This window comes from Phycicoccus sp. Soil748 (assembly GCF_001428025.1).
In the GTDB taxonomy this organism is placed as follows: Bacteria; Actinomycetota; Actinomycetes; order Actinomycetales; family Dermatophilaceae; genus Pedococcus.
On the sequence record NZ_LMSC01000006.1, the window covers coordinates 64,081 to 77,720 of the forward strand.

Annotated in this window: 12 protein-coding genes and 1 tRNA gene; 5 read left to right on the top strand and 8 right to left on the bottom strand. The window is 72.4% G+C overall.

What is annotated here, in order from left to right:
• Together ASG70_RS05270 and ASG70_RS05275 are read left to right on the top strand one after the other, a co-directional pair.
• Window positions 1-204 carry a hypothetical protein gene (locus tag ASG70_RS05270; protein ID WP_369818873.1) on the top strand — a complete coding sequence of 68 codons (204 nt, stop codon included), beginning with the start codon at window positions 1-3 and terminating at the stop codon, window positions 202-204.
• The gene (locus ASG70_RS05275; RefSeq protein ID WP_056882819.1) at window positions 201-857 is read left to right on the top strand and encodes an aminodeoxychorismate/anthranilate synthase component II; all 657 of its coding nucleotides are present in this window, start codon (window positions 201-203) and stop codon (window positions 855-857) included. The genes ASG70_RS05270 and ASG70_RS05275 overlap by 4 nt, the downstream gene beginning before the upstream one ends.
• Before the next feature lie 46 nt (window positions 858-903).
• Here the strand turns inward: ASG70_RS05275 and pknB are convergent, their stop codons facing one another.
• The 7 genes from pknB to ASG70_RS05310 are packed head-to-tail and all read right to left on the bottom strand — an operon-like array spanning window position 904 to window position 9,686.
• On the bottom strand, window positions 904-2,772 hold the full coding sequence (gene pknB, locus ASG70_RS05280) for a Stk1 family PASTA domain-containing Ser/Thr kinase (protein ID WP_056882820.1): 1,869 nt from the start codon (window positions 2,770-2,772) through the stop codon (window positions 904-906).
• Window positions 2,769-4,082 (bottom strand): serine/threonine-protein kinase, encoded by a 1,314-nt coding sequence (locus ASG70_RS05285; protein ID WP_235531351.1) that lies wholly within the window; start codon window positions 4,080-4,082, stop codon window positions 2,769-2,771. The genes pknB and ASG70_RS05285 overlap by 4 nt, the downstream gene beginning before the upstream one ends.
• Window positions 4,079-5,536 (bottom strand): penicillin-binding protein 2, encoded by a 1,458-nt coding sequence (locus ASG70_RS05290; RefSeq protein ID WP_056882821.1) that lies wholly within the window; start codon window positions 5,534-5,536, stop codon window positions 4,079-4,081. Before ASG70_RS05290 ends, ASG70_RS05285 begins: the two co-directional genes overlap by 4 nt.
• Window positions 5,533-6,909: an FtsW/RodA/SpoVE family cell cycle protein gene (locus tag ASG70_RS05295; RefSeq protein WP_056883223.1), complete on the bottom strand. Its 1,377-nt coding sequence runs from the start codon at window positions 6,907-6,909 to the stop codon at window positions 5,533-5,535. Before ASG70_RS05295 ends, ASG70_RS05290 begins: the two co-directional genes overlap by 4 nt.
• The gene (locus ASG70_RS05300; RefSeq protein ID WP_056882822.1) at window positions 6,906-8,285 is read right to left on the bottom strand and encodes a PP2C family serine/threonine-protein phosphatase; all 1,380 of its coding nucleotides are present in this window, start codon (window positions 8,283-8,285) and stop codon (window positions 6,906-6,908) included. Before ASG70_RS05300 ends, ASG70_RS05295 begins: the two co-directional genes overlap by 4 nt.
• Window positions 8,286-8,296: 11 nt before the next feature.
• The gene (locus ASG70_RS05305; protein WP_056882823.1) at window positions 8,297-8,824 is read right to left on the bottom strand and encodes an FHA domain-containing protein; all 528 of its coding nucleotides are present in this window, start codon (window positions 8,822-8,824) and stop codon (window positions 8,297-8,299) included.
• 10 nt (window positions 8,825-8,834) lie between these two features.
• Window positions 8,835-9,686, bottom strand: a complete 852-nt coding sequence (locus ASG70_RS05310) for a DUF3662 and FHA domain-containing protein (protein ID WP_056882824.1) — start codon at window positions 9,684-9,686, stop codon at window positions 8,835-8,837.
• Window positions 9,687-9,856: 170 nt separating this feature from the next.
• On the opposite strand from ASG70_RS05310, the gene ASG70_RS05315 reads away from it, so the two are divergent.
• Both ASG70_RS05315 and ASG70_RS20305 read left to right on the top strand, forming a co-directional pair.
• A tRNA-Leu gene (locus ASG70_RS05315) sits at window positions 9,857-9,939 on the top strand.
• Window positions 9,940-10,122: 183 nt separating this feature from the next.
• A partial coding sequence (locus tag ASG70_RS20305; protein WP_369818874.1) for an AMP-binding protein occupies window positions 10,123-11,551 on the top strand: 1,429 nt, incomplete at its 3' end.
• A gap of 216 nt (window positions 11,552-11,767) precedes the next feature.
• Here ASG70_RS20305 and ASG70_RS05325 read toward each other — a convergent pair.
• Complete coding sequence (locus tag ASG70_RS05325; protein WP_056882826.1) at window positions 11,768-12,202, bottom strand: DUF1810 domain-containing protein; 435 nt, start codon at window positions 12,200-12,202, stop codon at window positions 11,768-11,770.
• A gap of 63 nt (window positions 12,203-12,265) precedes the next feature.
• Here ASG70_RS05325 and ASG70_RS19845 point away from each other — a divergent pair.
• Window positions 12,266-13,640 (top strand): NAD(+) synthase (locus ASG70_RS19845; protein ID WP_235531352.1); only part of this gene is annotated, 1,375 nt, incomplete at its 3' end.

Here is a 13,640-nt window from a genome sequence, read left to right on the forward strand (position 1 = left end):
ATGATCTACGCCGCCATCTGGCGCGCCCTGCCCGGTCCCCTCGCAGTGCGGGTGCTGCTCGCGCTCGTGCTGGTCCTGGCCGTGGTCGCCTTCTGCTTCCTGTGGCTGTTCCCGCACGTCGCACCGCTGATGCCCTTCAACGACAACACGGTCGACCCGTCGACGGGCGCCTCCGCCCTGGTGGCGCCGGGGGTCCGGCGATGACGCGCATCCTCGTCGTCGACAACTACGACAGCTTCGTCTTCACCATCGTCGGCTACCTCCAGCAGCTCGGTGCCGACACCGTGGTGGTGCGCAACGACGCGGTGTCGCCGGCCGACGGCGCCGAGTTCGACGGTGTCCTGGTCTCCCCCGGACCGGGGACGCCGGAGGGCGCCGGGGTGTCGATGGCCATGATCGAGGCCTGCGCCGGGCGCGTCCAGCCCATGCTCGGGGTGTGCCTGGGCCACCAGGCCCTCGGCGTCGTCTGCGGCGCCACCGTGGGCCGGGCCCCCGAGCTGCTGCACGGGAAGACCTCGCGGGTGCTCCACGACGACAGCGGGGTGCTCGAGGGACTGGCCAGCCCTTTCACCGCGACCCGCTACCACTCGCTGACGATCGACCCGCCGACCCTGCCCGAGACGCTGGTCGCCAACGGGCACACCGAGTCGGGCATCGTCATGGCCGTCCGCCACCGCGACCTGCCGCTGCACGGGGTGCAGTTCCACCCCGAGAGCGTGCTGACCGAGGGCGGTCACCGGATCCTCGCGAACTGGCTGCTCCTGTGCGGCCTCGCCGACGCCGTCGAGCGGTCGGCCGGCCTCAGCCCGCTGGTCCGCGACGCCGAGGGCGTCGCCCGGGCGGTCGCCGCACCGTAGGGGGCCAGCCTGACCCCGGCGTACCCACGGACTCGGCGGACGCTCCCTACGGGGTCGTGATCGGGGGCAGGACGGTGGTGCTCGGCGGCGGAGTCGTCGTGGACGTCGGGGGCGTCGTGGTCGTGGTCGTCGGCGGGGTCGTGGTTGTCGCCGTGGTGGGCGTCGGCTTCGGCGGCTGGGCCACGGTGAGGGTGATCTCGGTGCCGTCGTCGACCTTGGTGCCCGACTTGATGCTCTGCTTGACGACCGAGTCCTCGGTCTCCGAGCTCTCGACGTAGACCGTCTTGATGCGGAACCCGCGGTCGCCGAGGAGCTGCGCGGCGTCGCTGCGGGACTTGCCCACGACGTCGACGGCGGTGATCTTGCCGGACGACAGGTCGAGTGACACGGCGGAGCCCACGGCGACCGAGGTGCCCTTCTCGGGGTTGGTCGAGACGACCTTGCCCTGGTCGAGACCCGAGTCGTCGACGAGCTTGGTCGCCCCGACCTTGAGGTTGAGGTTGGCCAGCGCGGTGCGGGCCTCGTCCTCGCTGTAGTCGGTGAGGTCGGGCAGCTCGACGGTGTCGGGCCCGGCGGAGATGCTCAGGGCGACGCGGCTGCCCCTGGGCACCATCTCCTCGGCCCCCGGGCTCTGCTCGACGACGTGGCCGACCTCCTTGGTGCTGGCCACGTCGGTCGACTCGGGCACGAGCCCGACGGCCCTGATCTCGGCCTCCGCGGTCTCGACCGGCTTGTCGACCACCGACGGCACGGCGACGTTGGTGGTGCCCTGAGGCGGCCGGTTGAGCAGCGACCTGCCGGCCAGCCCGAGGAGCACGAGCGCCCCGACCACCGCGAGCACGAGCAGGACGTAGGCCAGTCCGCGACGTCGGCGCGGCTCCTCGTCGGGGTCGTGGCCGATCGCCGGGAGGGTGGCGGTGTTGGCACCGTTGGGCGGGTCGGCGGCGGCGACACCGGTGGGAAGCACGGTGGTGGCGGCCGCGGCGCCCCCGATCGCGCCCAGTGCCACCGTGGCCTCGCCACCTCGGCCCGCGGTCCCGCGGGCGGCGTCGCTGATGGGCCGACCCAGGCGGGCGGCCTGCAGGTCGGCGCGGAAGGCGGTGGCGTCCTGGTAGCGCCCCTCGCGGTCCTTGACCAGCGCGTGGAGGATGACGGCGTCGAGCGCCGGGCTGACCTCGGGGTTGAAGCTCGAGGGACGAGGCGCCGCCTGCCCGACGTGCTGGTAGGCGATGGCCACAGGGGAGTCGGCCTGGAACGGCGGGCGCCCGGTCACCAGCTCGAACAGCAGGCAGCCGGTCGAGTAGAGGTCGGAGCGGGCGTCGACGTGGTGACCCTGCGCCTGTTCGGGCGAGAGGTACTGCGCGGTGCCGATGACGGCCTGCGTCTGGGTCATCGTGGCGTTGGCGTCGGCGACGGCCCGGGCGATGCCGAAGTCCATCACCTTGATCTCGCCGCGGGCGCCGATCATGACGTTGGCGGGCTTGATGTCGCGGTGCACGATGCCCATGCGGTGGCTGTAGGCGAGGGCGTCGAGGATGCCCTCGGTGATGCGGGCGGCCTCGGCGGGGTCGAGCGGCGAGCGGGTGTTGAGCAGCTCGCGCAGGGTCTGGCCCTCGACGTACTCCATGACGATGAAGGGCACCGGCACCGAGGCGCCGCCGGACTCGGTGACGCGGTCCTCGCCGGAGTCGTAGACGGCGACGATGCTGGCGTGGTTGAGCCCGGCCGCCGACTGGGCCTCACGGCGGAAGCGGGCGAGGAAGGAGGGGTCGCGGGCGAGGTCCGAGCGCAGCAGCTTGATCGCCACCGGACGGGAGAGCCGGGTGTCGTGGCCCAGGTGCACCTCGGCCATGCCGCCCCTGCCGAGGAGCTTGCCGACCTCGTAGCGACCGCCGAGCAGCCGTGGCGTGGTCATGGCTTGCCGCCCTTCCTGCCCTTGCCCTTCGTGTGGTGCGGGTGGTGTGCCGGCGCCGGCTTGGGAGCCGGCTTGGCGGCCGGGGCACTCGCCGCGGCCTTGGTCGAAGTCGGGCGGGCGGTGGTGGTGCGGGAGGCGGAGGTACGTGTGGTCGTGGCCGGTGTCGCGCGGGAGGTCGTGGTGGCGACCGGGTTCGTCGGTGAGGACGTGGGCGCCGGGGAGCCGGCGGCCGACCCGCGGGTGGAGAGGACCAGCACCACGACGAGGGCGAGCAGGACCACGGCGCCCAGGACCGGCAGCATCCAGGCCGGGCGCCGGGTGTCGTGCTGCACGGTCGTCTCACCCAGGGAGGGCGCGTCGTGGGTCGACCCGTCGGGCTGGGGCGTGAGGAAGACCGAGGTCGGCAGGGTCTGGTCGGCCGCGAGCCCCGCGGGGACCCCCGCGATGACTGGGGTCACGGCGGACCGCGCGCCGGCCACGAGGTGCTGGGGCACCTCGCCGGCGGGCAGTCGCAGTGCCTCGGCGAACGCACCGGCGCTGCTCGGTCGCTGGGACGGGTCCTTGGCGAGGGCCGCCATGACGGTGGTGCGCAGCGGCTCCCCGACCTCGTCGGACAGCTGCGGCGCGGGCTGGCTGATGTGGGCCAGCGCCGTGGTCACCATCGACTCGCCGTTGAAGGGTCGCTGGCCGGTGAGCATCTCGTACCCCACGACGGCCAGGGCGTAGACGTCGCTGAGCGGGCCGGCCGGCCGACCCTGGGCCTGCTCGGGCGCGAGGTAGTGGGGCGTGCCCAGCACCTCGCCGGTCTGGGTCATCGGCGCCTCGCTGAGCGCGCGCGCGATACCGAAGTCGGTGAGCTTGGCGTAGCCGTCGTCGTCGACCACGATGTTGGCCGGCTTGACGTCGCGGTGCACGACGCCGGCGTCGTGGGCCGCCTGCAGGGCGATCGCCGCCTGGTAGAGGATCTCGGTGACCTCGTCCTGCGGCATGGGAGCGCGCGAGCGGATGAGGGCCGACAGGGGCTCGCCGGACAGCAGCTCCATGACCAGGAAGGCCGTGCCGTCGTCCTCGCCGTAGTCGTGGACGGTGCCGATGTTGGGGTGGCTGAGGCCGCCGGAGTGCCTGGCCTCGGCGCGGAAGCGCTCGGCGAAGGCTTCGTCCTCGGCGCTGTCGGGGCGCAGCACCTTGACGGCCACGTCGCGGTCGAGGGTCTGGTCGTGGGCCTTCCACACCTCGCCCATGCCGCCGGTCGCGATGGACTCGGTGAGCAGGTAGCGGCCGGCGAGGACGTCGCCCTGAGCGGGACTCACTTGCCGATCACCGCCTCCATGACCGACTTGGCGATGGGCGCCGCGACCCGGCCACCGGCGGCCTCGTTGCCCGCGGTGCCGCCGTCCTCGACCACGACCGCGACCGCGACCTTCGCGTCCGACGCGGGCGCGAAGGAGGTGAACCAGGCGTGCGGGGGCTTGCCCTTCTCGTGCTGCGCCGTACCGGTCTTGCCGGCCACGTCGACCCCGCTGATCTGCGCGGCGGTGCCGGTGCCGCTCTGGACGACGCCCTGCATCATCCGCGTCAGGGCGGCGGCCGTCTGCGCCGAGACCGCCTGCGACAGCTGCTCGGGCTGGGTCTCGTCGATGGTCTCGAGGTCGGAGGAGGTGACCTTCTTGACGAGGTAGGGGCGCATGACGACGCCACGGTTGGCCACGGCTGCGGCGATCATGGCCACCTGCAGGGGGGTGACGCGCACGTCGTACTGGCCGATGGCCGACTGTGCGAGCTGGGGGGCGTTGAGCTCGGCGGGGACCGAGCTGGGGGTGACGTTCATGGGGATGCTCAGGCGGTCGCCGAGGCCGAACTTCGCCGCCTGGGCCCGGAAGGCGTCGGCGCCGAGGTCCATGCCCAGCCAGCCGAACGCGGTGTTGCACGAGATCTCGAGGGCACGCTTGAGGGTCACCTTGTCGTTGGGGCCGCAGGGCTGTCGGTCGTCGTTGGGCAGGGGGGTCGCGGTGAGCGGCAGGTCGAGCACCGCGGGGCCGGGCAGCAGGCTCTCCTCGGTGAACTTCCCCGACTCCAGCGCCGCGGCGGAGGTGACGATCTTGAACGTCGACCCCGGCGGGTAGAGGTTGCCGGCGATGGCACGGTCGACCATCGGCCGCGTCGGGTCGGCGTTGAGGTCCTTCCACGCCTTGACGACGGCGTTGGTGTCGTGGCTGCTCAGCGCCGAGGGGTCGTACGAGGGGTGGCTCACGAGGGCGAGCACCGCACCGGTGCTGGGGTCGAGGGCCACGACCGCGCCCCGCTGGCCGCCGAGCGCCTTCTCGGCCGCGGCCTGCGCCTTGGCGTTGATGGTCAGCTCGAGGCTGGCGCCGGTCTGGTCACGGCCGGTGAGGATGTCGGTGACGCGGCGGTAGAAGAGCTTGTCGGAGGACCCGGACAGCAGGCTGTTCTCCGCGCCCTCGACGCCGCCGCCCGCGCCGTACGTGAAGGAGTAGAAGCCGGTGACGTGCGCGTAGAGCTTGCCCTGGGGGTAGGTGCGCAGCCACTTCAGCTCGTCCTTGGAGGCGACCGACTTGGCGACGGGGGTGCCCCCCACGAGGACCTGGCCGCGCTCGCGGGCGTACGTCGCGAGCAGGGTCCGGCGGTTGTCCGGCCGGTTCTGCAGGGCCTGGGCGTCGACGAACTGGATCATCGTCGAGGAGATGAGCAGCGCGCTGAAGAGCAGCGCGACGACCATCGACAGGCGGCGCAGGGGGGCGTTCATCGCACCGCCACCACTTCGGTCCTGGCCTCACCGGCGGAGGACCCCGTCACCGGCACCTCGGCGATCGGCCGGCGGGCCTGGTCGCTGATGCGCAGCAGCAGGGCGACGAGCGTCCAGTTGGCCAGCAGGGAGGAGCCTCCGTAGGACAGGAACGGCATGGTGAGGCCGGTGAGGGGGATGACGCGGGTGACGCCGCCGACGACCACGAAGCACTGCAGCGCCACCGAGAACGCCAGGCCGCCGGCGAGCAGCTTGCCGAAGCCGTCGCGCACCCCGAGCGCGGTGCGCAGGCCGCGCTCGACGAGCAGCACGTAGAGCATGAGCAGGGCGAACAGCCCGATGAGGCCGATCTCCTCGCCGAAGCTGGGGATGATGAAGTCCGACTCCGCGAAGTAGGTGAGGTCGGGGCGACCGCGACCCAGGCCGGTGCCGAGGAGGCCACCGGACGCCATACCCATCAGGCCCTTGGCGACCTGGTCGGACTGGCCGGGCGCGAACGGGTCGAGCCACAGGTGCACGCGCTCCTGGACGTGGCCGAAGATGAGGTAGGCGACGTAGGCGCCGGCGCAGAAGAGCGTCATGCCGATCGCGATCCACGAGATCCGCTCGGTGGCGACGTAGAGCATGGCCACGAACAGCCCGAACAGCAGCAGGGACGAGCCGAGGTCGGTCTCGAACACCAGCACGCCGAGCGACAGCACCCACGCCAGCAGGATCGGGCCGAGGTCGCGCCCGCGCGGGAGGGTGAGGCCCAGCACCTTGCGCCCGGCCAGCGACAGGGCGTCGCGGGTCTGCACGAGGTAGCCGGCGAAGAAGACCGCGAGCAGGATCTTGGCGACCTCGCCGGGCTGGAACGTGAACGGCCCCAGGCCGATCCAGATGCGTGAGCCGTAGACGGAGCGGCCGATGCCGGGCACGAGGGGGAGGATGAGAAGGACGAACGCGGCGACGGCGGCGGTGAAGGTGTAGCGGCGCAGGACCCGGTGGTCGCGCAGGAACCACATCACCCCGGCGGCGATGGCGACCGACAGCGCGCTCCACGTCAGCTGCTTGAGGGCCAGCCCCTCGCCGAGCGTCTTGCCGTGCGCGAGGTCGAGGCGGTGGATCATGACCAGGCCGAGCCCGTTGAGCAGTGTGACGATGGGCAGCAGCAGCGGGTCGGCGTAGGAGGCCTTCCAGCGCAGCAGGAGGTGGAAGCCGCCCGCGAGCACGAGCAGGCCGGCGACCTGGGTGGTCAGGCCGGGCGGGAAGCTGCCGCTCATCGCCAGCGACACGTTGACGTAGGCGAGCACGACGATGCCGACGGCCAGCAGCAGGAGCACCAGCTCGACGTTGCGGCGGGTGCGGGGGGCGAGGCTCGAGATGGTCGTCATGGCGTGCTGGTCGGGCTGGCGGGCGAGGTGGTGGCCGACGCGGACGGGCCGCTCGTGGCGGTGGTGGACGTCGTGGTGGACGTCGTGGTGGACGTCGTGGTCGACGGCGTCGGCGTGCCGGCGCTGCCGTCGGAGGAGCACGTCCCGCCCGTGGCCCTGCTGACGGCGCAGCGGGACGCCTCGATCCGCAGCTCGGCGACGAGGGCCTGGGCGTCGCGCAGCGTGCCCTTGGCGATGGTGGACTCGACCTGGGCGCGGTAGAAGTCGGGCAGGTCGGTGACCGCGATGTCGGACGGCTCCTCGACGTGCGAGAGCGTCACGGGGCCGAGGTCCTGCGAGACGCCCTGGTAGATGGCGACCTTCCCGCCGTCGGCGCCGACGAAGTACTGACCCTGGGTCCAGGCGTACGCGGCGTACGCGCCCCCCCCGAGGACGACGAGCACCAGCGCCAGCACGACCACGCGGCGCCACCAGCGGCCGGGGCCCGAGGGCCCCTCCTCGGCGAGCACGACGTCGTCGTCGTCGCCGGCGGCCTCGCGAGCCAGGGCCGCGGCCTTGGCCGCAGGGGTGACCGGTATGGCGCGGGTGCTCTTGGTGCGCGTCGAGGCCGCGCCGACCACCTGCGGCTGGGTCGGCGGGGCCTCGGCCTTGGTGAGGTCGACGACGTCGCCGATGACGATGGTGACGTTGTCGGGAGCCCCGGCCTTCAGGGCGAGGTCGACCAGGCGCTGCGCCGTGGGCCCGGGCGGGTCGCCGGCCGTGACGACGTCGGCGATGGTGTCGGGCGCGACGTAGTCGGTGAGGCCGTCGGAGGCGATCATGTAGCGGTCGCCCATGCGGGCCTCGCGCACGGTGATGTCGGGCTCGTCGTCGGACTGGCCGGTGAGCACGCGGGTGACCAGCGAGCGCTGCGGGTGCCCGACCGCCTCGTCGGCGGTGATGCGACCCTCGTCGACGAGGGTCTGGACGAACGAGTGGTCCTTGGTGATCTGCGTGAGCTGCCCGTCGCGGGCCAGAAAGGCGCGCGAGTCGCCGATGTGGGCGAGGACGAGCTTGTTGTGCGAGCGAAGGATCGCGATGAGCGTCGTGCCCATGCCGTGCAGGCTCGGGTCGGCCTTGACCATGTCGGCGAGCTCGTCGTTGGCCGACGTGATCCGTTGCAGCAGTGCGCGGCTCGCCTCCGCGCTGCCCAGCGCCTCGCCGTCGAGGTCGGCCAGCGCGCCGATCACCACGGAGGACGCGATGTCACCCCCGGCGTGGCCGCCCATGCCGTCGGCCATCGCGAGGAGCCGGGGCCCGGCGTAGCCGGAGTCCTGGTTCTCCGAACGCACCATCCCGACGTCGGAGCGGGCGGCGTAGTTGAACGCGAAGGGCATGGGGCGGCTGCCTACTTCCGCAGCTCGATGACGGTCTTGCCGATCCGCAGGGTGGTGCCGGACTCCACACGGACGGGCCCGGTCAGGCGCTCGCCACCGAGGTAGGTGCCGTTGGTGGAGCCGAGGTCCTCCACGAACCAGGCGCCGTCGCGGCTGAAGATGCGGGCGTGGCGTCCGCTGGCGAAGTCGTCGTCGAGCACCAGGGCGCACTCGGGGTTGCGGCCGATGACCGTCCCGGCCTCCCGCAGCGGCAGGCTGGTGCCGGTGAGCGCGCCCTGGGTGACCACGAGCGTGCGGGGTGCCGACGGCTGGCGGCCGCGCGACCGGCCCTTGGGGGCGGCCGCCGGTGTCGGAGTCGCGGACGGCGCAGTCGCGGCGCGGGCCGGCTGGCGCTTGGGCGGGGTGGGCTTGCGCGGGGTACGGCTGACGACACGCGTGCCGTAGATGTCGCCGCGCAGGACGCCGACGACGCTGAACACGAAGATCCACAGAAGGACGAGCAGTCCGAGGCGGATGATCGTCAGGGTGAGCTCACTCATTGCAGCGCCGTCACCGCTTCCCGGCGCGGTAGGTGACGGACGTGCGGCCCACCGTGACGCGGTCGCCGTCGGAGAGGCGCTGGCTGCTGATGCGCTCGCTGTTGACGAACGTGCCGTTGGTCGAGCCGAGGTCGCGGATGCTGGCCACGAGGTGCGGGCCGTCGTTGGTCACGCGGATCTCACTGTGGCGACGGGAGATGCCGGGGTCGTCGAGGACGATGTCGGCCGCGTCGTCACGCCCGAGGACGGTGATCGCGCCCATGAGCGGGTAGCGCTCGCCGTCGACGTCGAGCCAGGGACGGTCGGCCGGGTTGACGCGCCGCGGCGGGGCCGGGGGTGCGACCGGTGCCTGGGCCTGGGTGGCCTCGAGGCCGTCGTCGTCGACGTGGCGGGCGCCCGGTACTGGGGGAGAAGCGAGGGGGGGTGCGACGGGCGGCGCGACGGGCGGGGCGCTCGCGGCGGCAGCTGCTCCGCCGGACGCGTCGCCGGGGCGGCGGGCCGTGGAGGTGCGGAGCCGGAAGACCCCGGTCTCGAGGTCGTTGGCACTCGCGAACGACACCTGCAACGGGCCGCCGGGCTGGTAGCGCTGCGACTCCGCGTGCTCCTGCGCCGCCGCGATGAGCTCGTTCTCGAGCTCCTCGTCATACCCGCCGAGCCGGTCGTAGTCGGTGTCGGAGAGCTCCACGGTGTAGAGGTTGGGCACGATCGTGCGGCCGGGCCCGAGGATCGCGGCACGGTCGTCCATGGCGCGGCGGATGGCGCTGGCGATCTCGACGGGCTGCACCTCGGACTTGAAGGCGCGCGCGAAGGCACCGTTGACGGCACGTTCGAGGCGTTGCTCGACACGGTCGAACAGTCCCAAGGCCCGCTCCTTACGGTGGACGACGCGGCTGGCGCACTGGTGGTGGCCCCGATCGTAACGGGCGCGACTGGGCGCGGTGTGCGCACGCGCGGCGTCGTGGCGGCGGGTCCGGCGTTGCCCGGGGGGTCGGTTTGGAGTTCGGGGTGCCGATACAGCACACTGATCACCGCGCGCGAGTGGCGGAACGGCAGACGCGCTGGCTTCAGGTGCCAGTGTCCGAAAGGGCGTGGGGGTTCAAATCCCCCCTCGCGCACGCGAAGGAACGAAGGACCCCCATGCAGGCCGGGGGTCCTTCGTCATGTGGCGGCCGGTCCCGTGGAGCTGGGAGGCGCCGCAGCGAAGCGGAGACGCTGGAGTTCCCGTCGCGCCCGTGTCCTCGGCCGTCATACTGGCGCCAGCCGCAGTCCGCGGCGGGACGCCACGAAGGCAGGCGCACATGACCGACGGCATCGAGCGCACCTGGGTCAAGCACTATGCAGACGGAGTGCCTGCCGACATCGACGTGGCAGACGCCTCTCTCGTGGACCTGTTCGAGGTGTCGGTCGCACGCTTCGACGGCAAGGTCGCCCTCGAGTTCTTCGGCGCCGAGACGACGTTCGCGACCTTGGCCGCCCAGGTGCGGGCCGCAGCCGAGGGACTGCGCCAGCTCGGCGTCGTCGCCGGGGACCGCGTGGCGCTCGTCCTGCCCAACTGTCCCCAGCACATCGTGGCCTTCCACGCCGTCCTGCGACTCGGCGCCGTCGTGGTCGAGCACAACCCCCTGTACACCGCGCCGGAGATGGCGCACCAGCTCGGCGACCACCGGGCGACCGTCGCCGTCGTGTGGGACAAGGCGGTACACCTCGTCAGGGGGTCGGGAAGCGTCGACACGATCATCTCGGTGGACCTCACCCGGGCCATGCCGCGAGCCACGCGGCTGGCCCTCAGGTTGCCGGTGCCGAAAGCGCGTGCGTCACGCGCTGCGTTGACCGCTCCCGCCCCGGGCACGGTCCCGTGGCAGGCCCTGCTCTCGCACGGCGAGCTCGCCGACGGCCACCCCCGGCCGGGAGCGACCGACCTCGCGGTCATCCAGTACACGAGCGGCACGACCGGCGTGCCGAAGGGCGCCATGCTCACGCACCGCAACCTGCGCACCAACGCGGCACAGGGCCGGGCGTGGGTGCCCGGGCTCGTCGATGGTCGAGAGGTGATCTACGCGGTGCTGCCGATGTTCCACGCCTACGGCCTCACGCTCTGCCTCACCTTCGCGCTCAGCATCGGCGCCCGGCTCGTGCTCTTTCCCCGGTTCGACGTCGACCTCGTGCTCGCCGCAGCGCGCAAGCACCCGCCGACGTTCCTTCCAGCCGTGCCGCCCATCTACGAGCGCCTGGCCCGGGCGGCCCGGGAACGGGGCGTCGACCTCAGCTCCGTGCGCTTCGCCATCTCGGGCGCCATGTCCCTCCCGGCCAGCACCCTCGAGCTCTGGGAGCGCGTCACCGGTGGCCTGCTCATCGAGGGCTACGGCCTCACCGAGACGTCGCCCGTGGCCATCGGCAACCCGCTCGGCCGCGACCGACGGGCCGGCGCGATCGGCGTTCCCTTTCCCAACACCGAGATCCGCGTCGTCGACCCCGACGACACGACGCGCGACCGGGCGCCCGGTGAGCGCGGCGAGCTCCTCATCCGCGGGCCGCAGGTGTTCGGCGGCTACTGGGAGAAGCCGGACGAGACGCGAAAGGCGCTCATCGGGGACGGCTGGTTCCGAACGGGTGACATCGTCGAGGTCGACGCCGATGGCTTCGTCTCGATCGTGGACCGCCTCAAGGAGATCATCATCACCGGCGGGTTCAACGTCATGCCCTCGGAGGTCGAGGCGGTCCTGCGCCNGGTCGCGGCCGTGCAGCTCACGCCCGGGACGGGCCTGGACACCGACGGGATCCGGGAGCACTGCCGCGCTCACCTGGCTGCCTACAAGGTGCCGCGACGGGTCGTCGCGGTCGAGGAGCTCCCGCGCTCCCTCATCGGCAAGGTCCTGCGCAGGCAGGTGCGTGACTCCCTCGTCGACCGCTGACTGAGGGGACCCTCAGGGGTCTCGCTGTCCGTCAGGGTGTGAGGCGGACCAGGGTCTGCGGGTCGGGCGAGCCGGCGAAGTACTGGTCGAGCACCGCCTGGAAGACGGACCGGTCCTGGTCGTGTTCGGCGGCCTGCGCGAACAGCGTCATCGACGACCGCAGCTTCTGGGCGTCGATGCCGCCGAGCACCGCGACGGGATCAGTCTCCTCGAGCGACGTCAGCGCCATCGCGCACTCGAGCAGCCGCGGCCCCAGCACCGGGTCGGCGAGGTAGGCGCGGGCCTCCCCGAGGCCGTCGACGGCGTAGAACCGCGCGGTCTCGCTCCTGCCGAGGCCGGCGACCTGCGGGAAGACGAACCACATCCAGTGGCTCCGCTTGGAGCCCGCGCGCAGCTCGGCGAGCGCGCGCGCATACGTGTCGTCGGAGTCCTGAGCCGTCGTGAACCGCTGGAGGTCGTACGTCATCGCCCCATGCTGCCGCACCCCGCGCGCCGTACCAACGCGTCGGTGCTCTGACAGACTCGGGCCATGGAACACGGGGACTTCCGCTCCGCCTACCGGCACGGGTTCGCCCGGGTCGCCGCCTGCACGCTGCCCGTCTCCGCGGCCGACCCGGCGGCCAACGCCGAGGCCGTCGTGGAGCAGGTGCGGCTGCTGCACGACGACGGGGTGGCGGTGGCCCTGTTCCCCGAGCTGACGCTGTCGGGCTACGCCATCGACGACCTGCTCCTGCAGGACGTGCTGCTCGACGCCGTCGACCGTGCCGTGCTGACCGTGGCCGCGGCGACCAGGTCACTCCTGCCGGTGGTCGTCGTCGGTGCGCCGCTGCGCCACGGCAACCGGCTCTTCAACTGCGCCGTCGTCATCCACCGCGGCGAGGTCCTCGGCGTCGTGCCGAAGTCCAACCTCCCCAACTACCGCGAGTTCTACGAGAAGCGCCACTTCGCGCCCGGCGACGACACCCGCAGCGACTGGTTCCACGCGCCGCACTGGCCGGGAGCCGACGAGGACGGCGACCTGCCCTTCGGCCCGGACCTGTTGTTCGAGGCCGAGGACGTGCCGGGCCTGACCGTCCACGTCGAGATCTGCGAGGACATGTGGGTCCCCGTGCCGCCCAGCGCCAAGGCCGCGCTCGCCGGGGCGACGGTGCTGCTCAACCTGTCCGCGTCGCCGATCACCGTGGGCCGCGCCGAGGACCGGCACCTCATGGCCCGCTCGGCCAGCTCGCGCTGCCTCGCCGCCTACCTGTACGCCGCCGCGAGCCTGGGCGAGTCGAGCACCGACCTCTCGTGGGACGGCATGACCATGGTCTACGAGCTCGGCGACCTGCTCGGCGAGACCGAGCGCTTCCCCGCCACCGCGCAGGCGACCGTGGTCGACGTGGACGTCGACCGGCTGCGCCAGGAGCGGCAGCGCACGGGCTCCTTCGACGACAACCGGCGTACCGAGCGGGTCGACGCCGCGGACGGCGTGGACTTCCGCACGCTGGCCTTCGCGCTCAAGCCCCCCAGCGGTGACATCGGCCTGCGACGCAAGGTCGATCGCTTCCCCTTCGTCCCCGACGACGAGGCGAGGCTCGCGCTCGACTGCTACGAGGCCTACAACATCCAGGTCTCCGGCCTCGAGCAGCGGCTGCGGGCGATGAGCACCGACACCTGGCAGCCCAAGATCGTCATCGGCGTCAGCGGTGGGCTCGACTCGACCCACGCGCTCATCGTGGCGGCCAAGGCGATGGACCGACTCGAGCGGCCGCGGACGGACATCATCGGCTTCACCATGCCGGGGTTCGCCACCAGCGACGGTACGAAGGCCAACGCCGTCCACCTCATGGAGTCCCTCGACATCACCTGGGAGGAGCTCGACATCCGCCCGGCGGCGACGCAGATGCTCAAGGGGCTCGGCC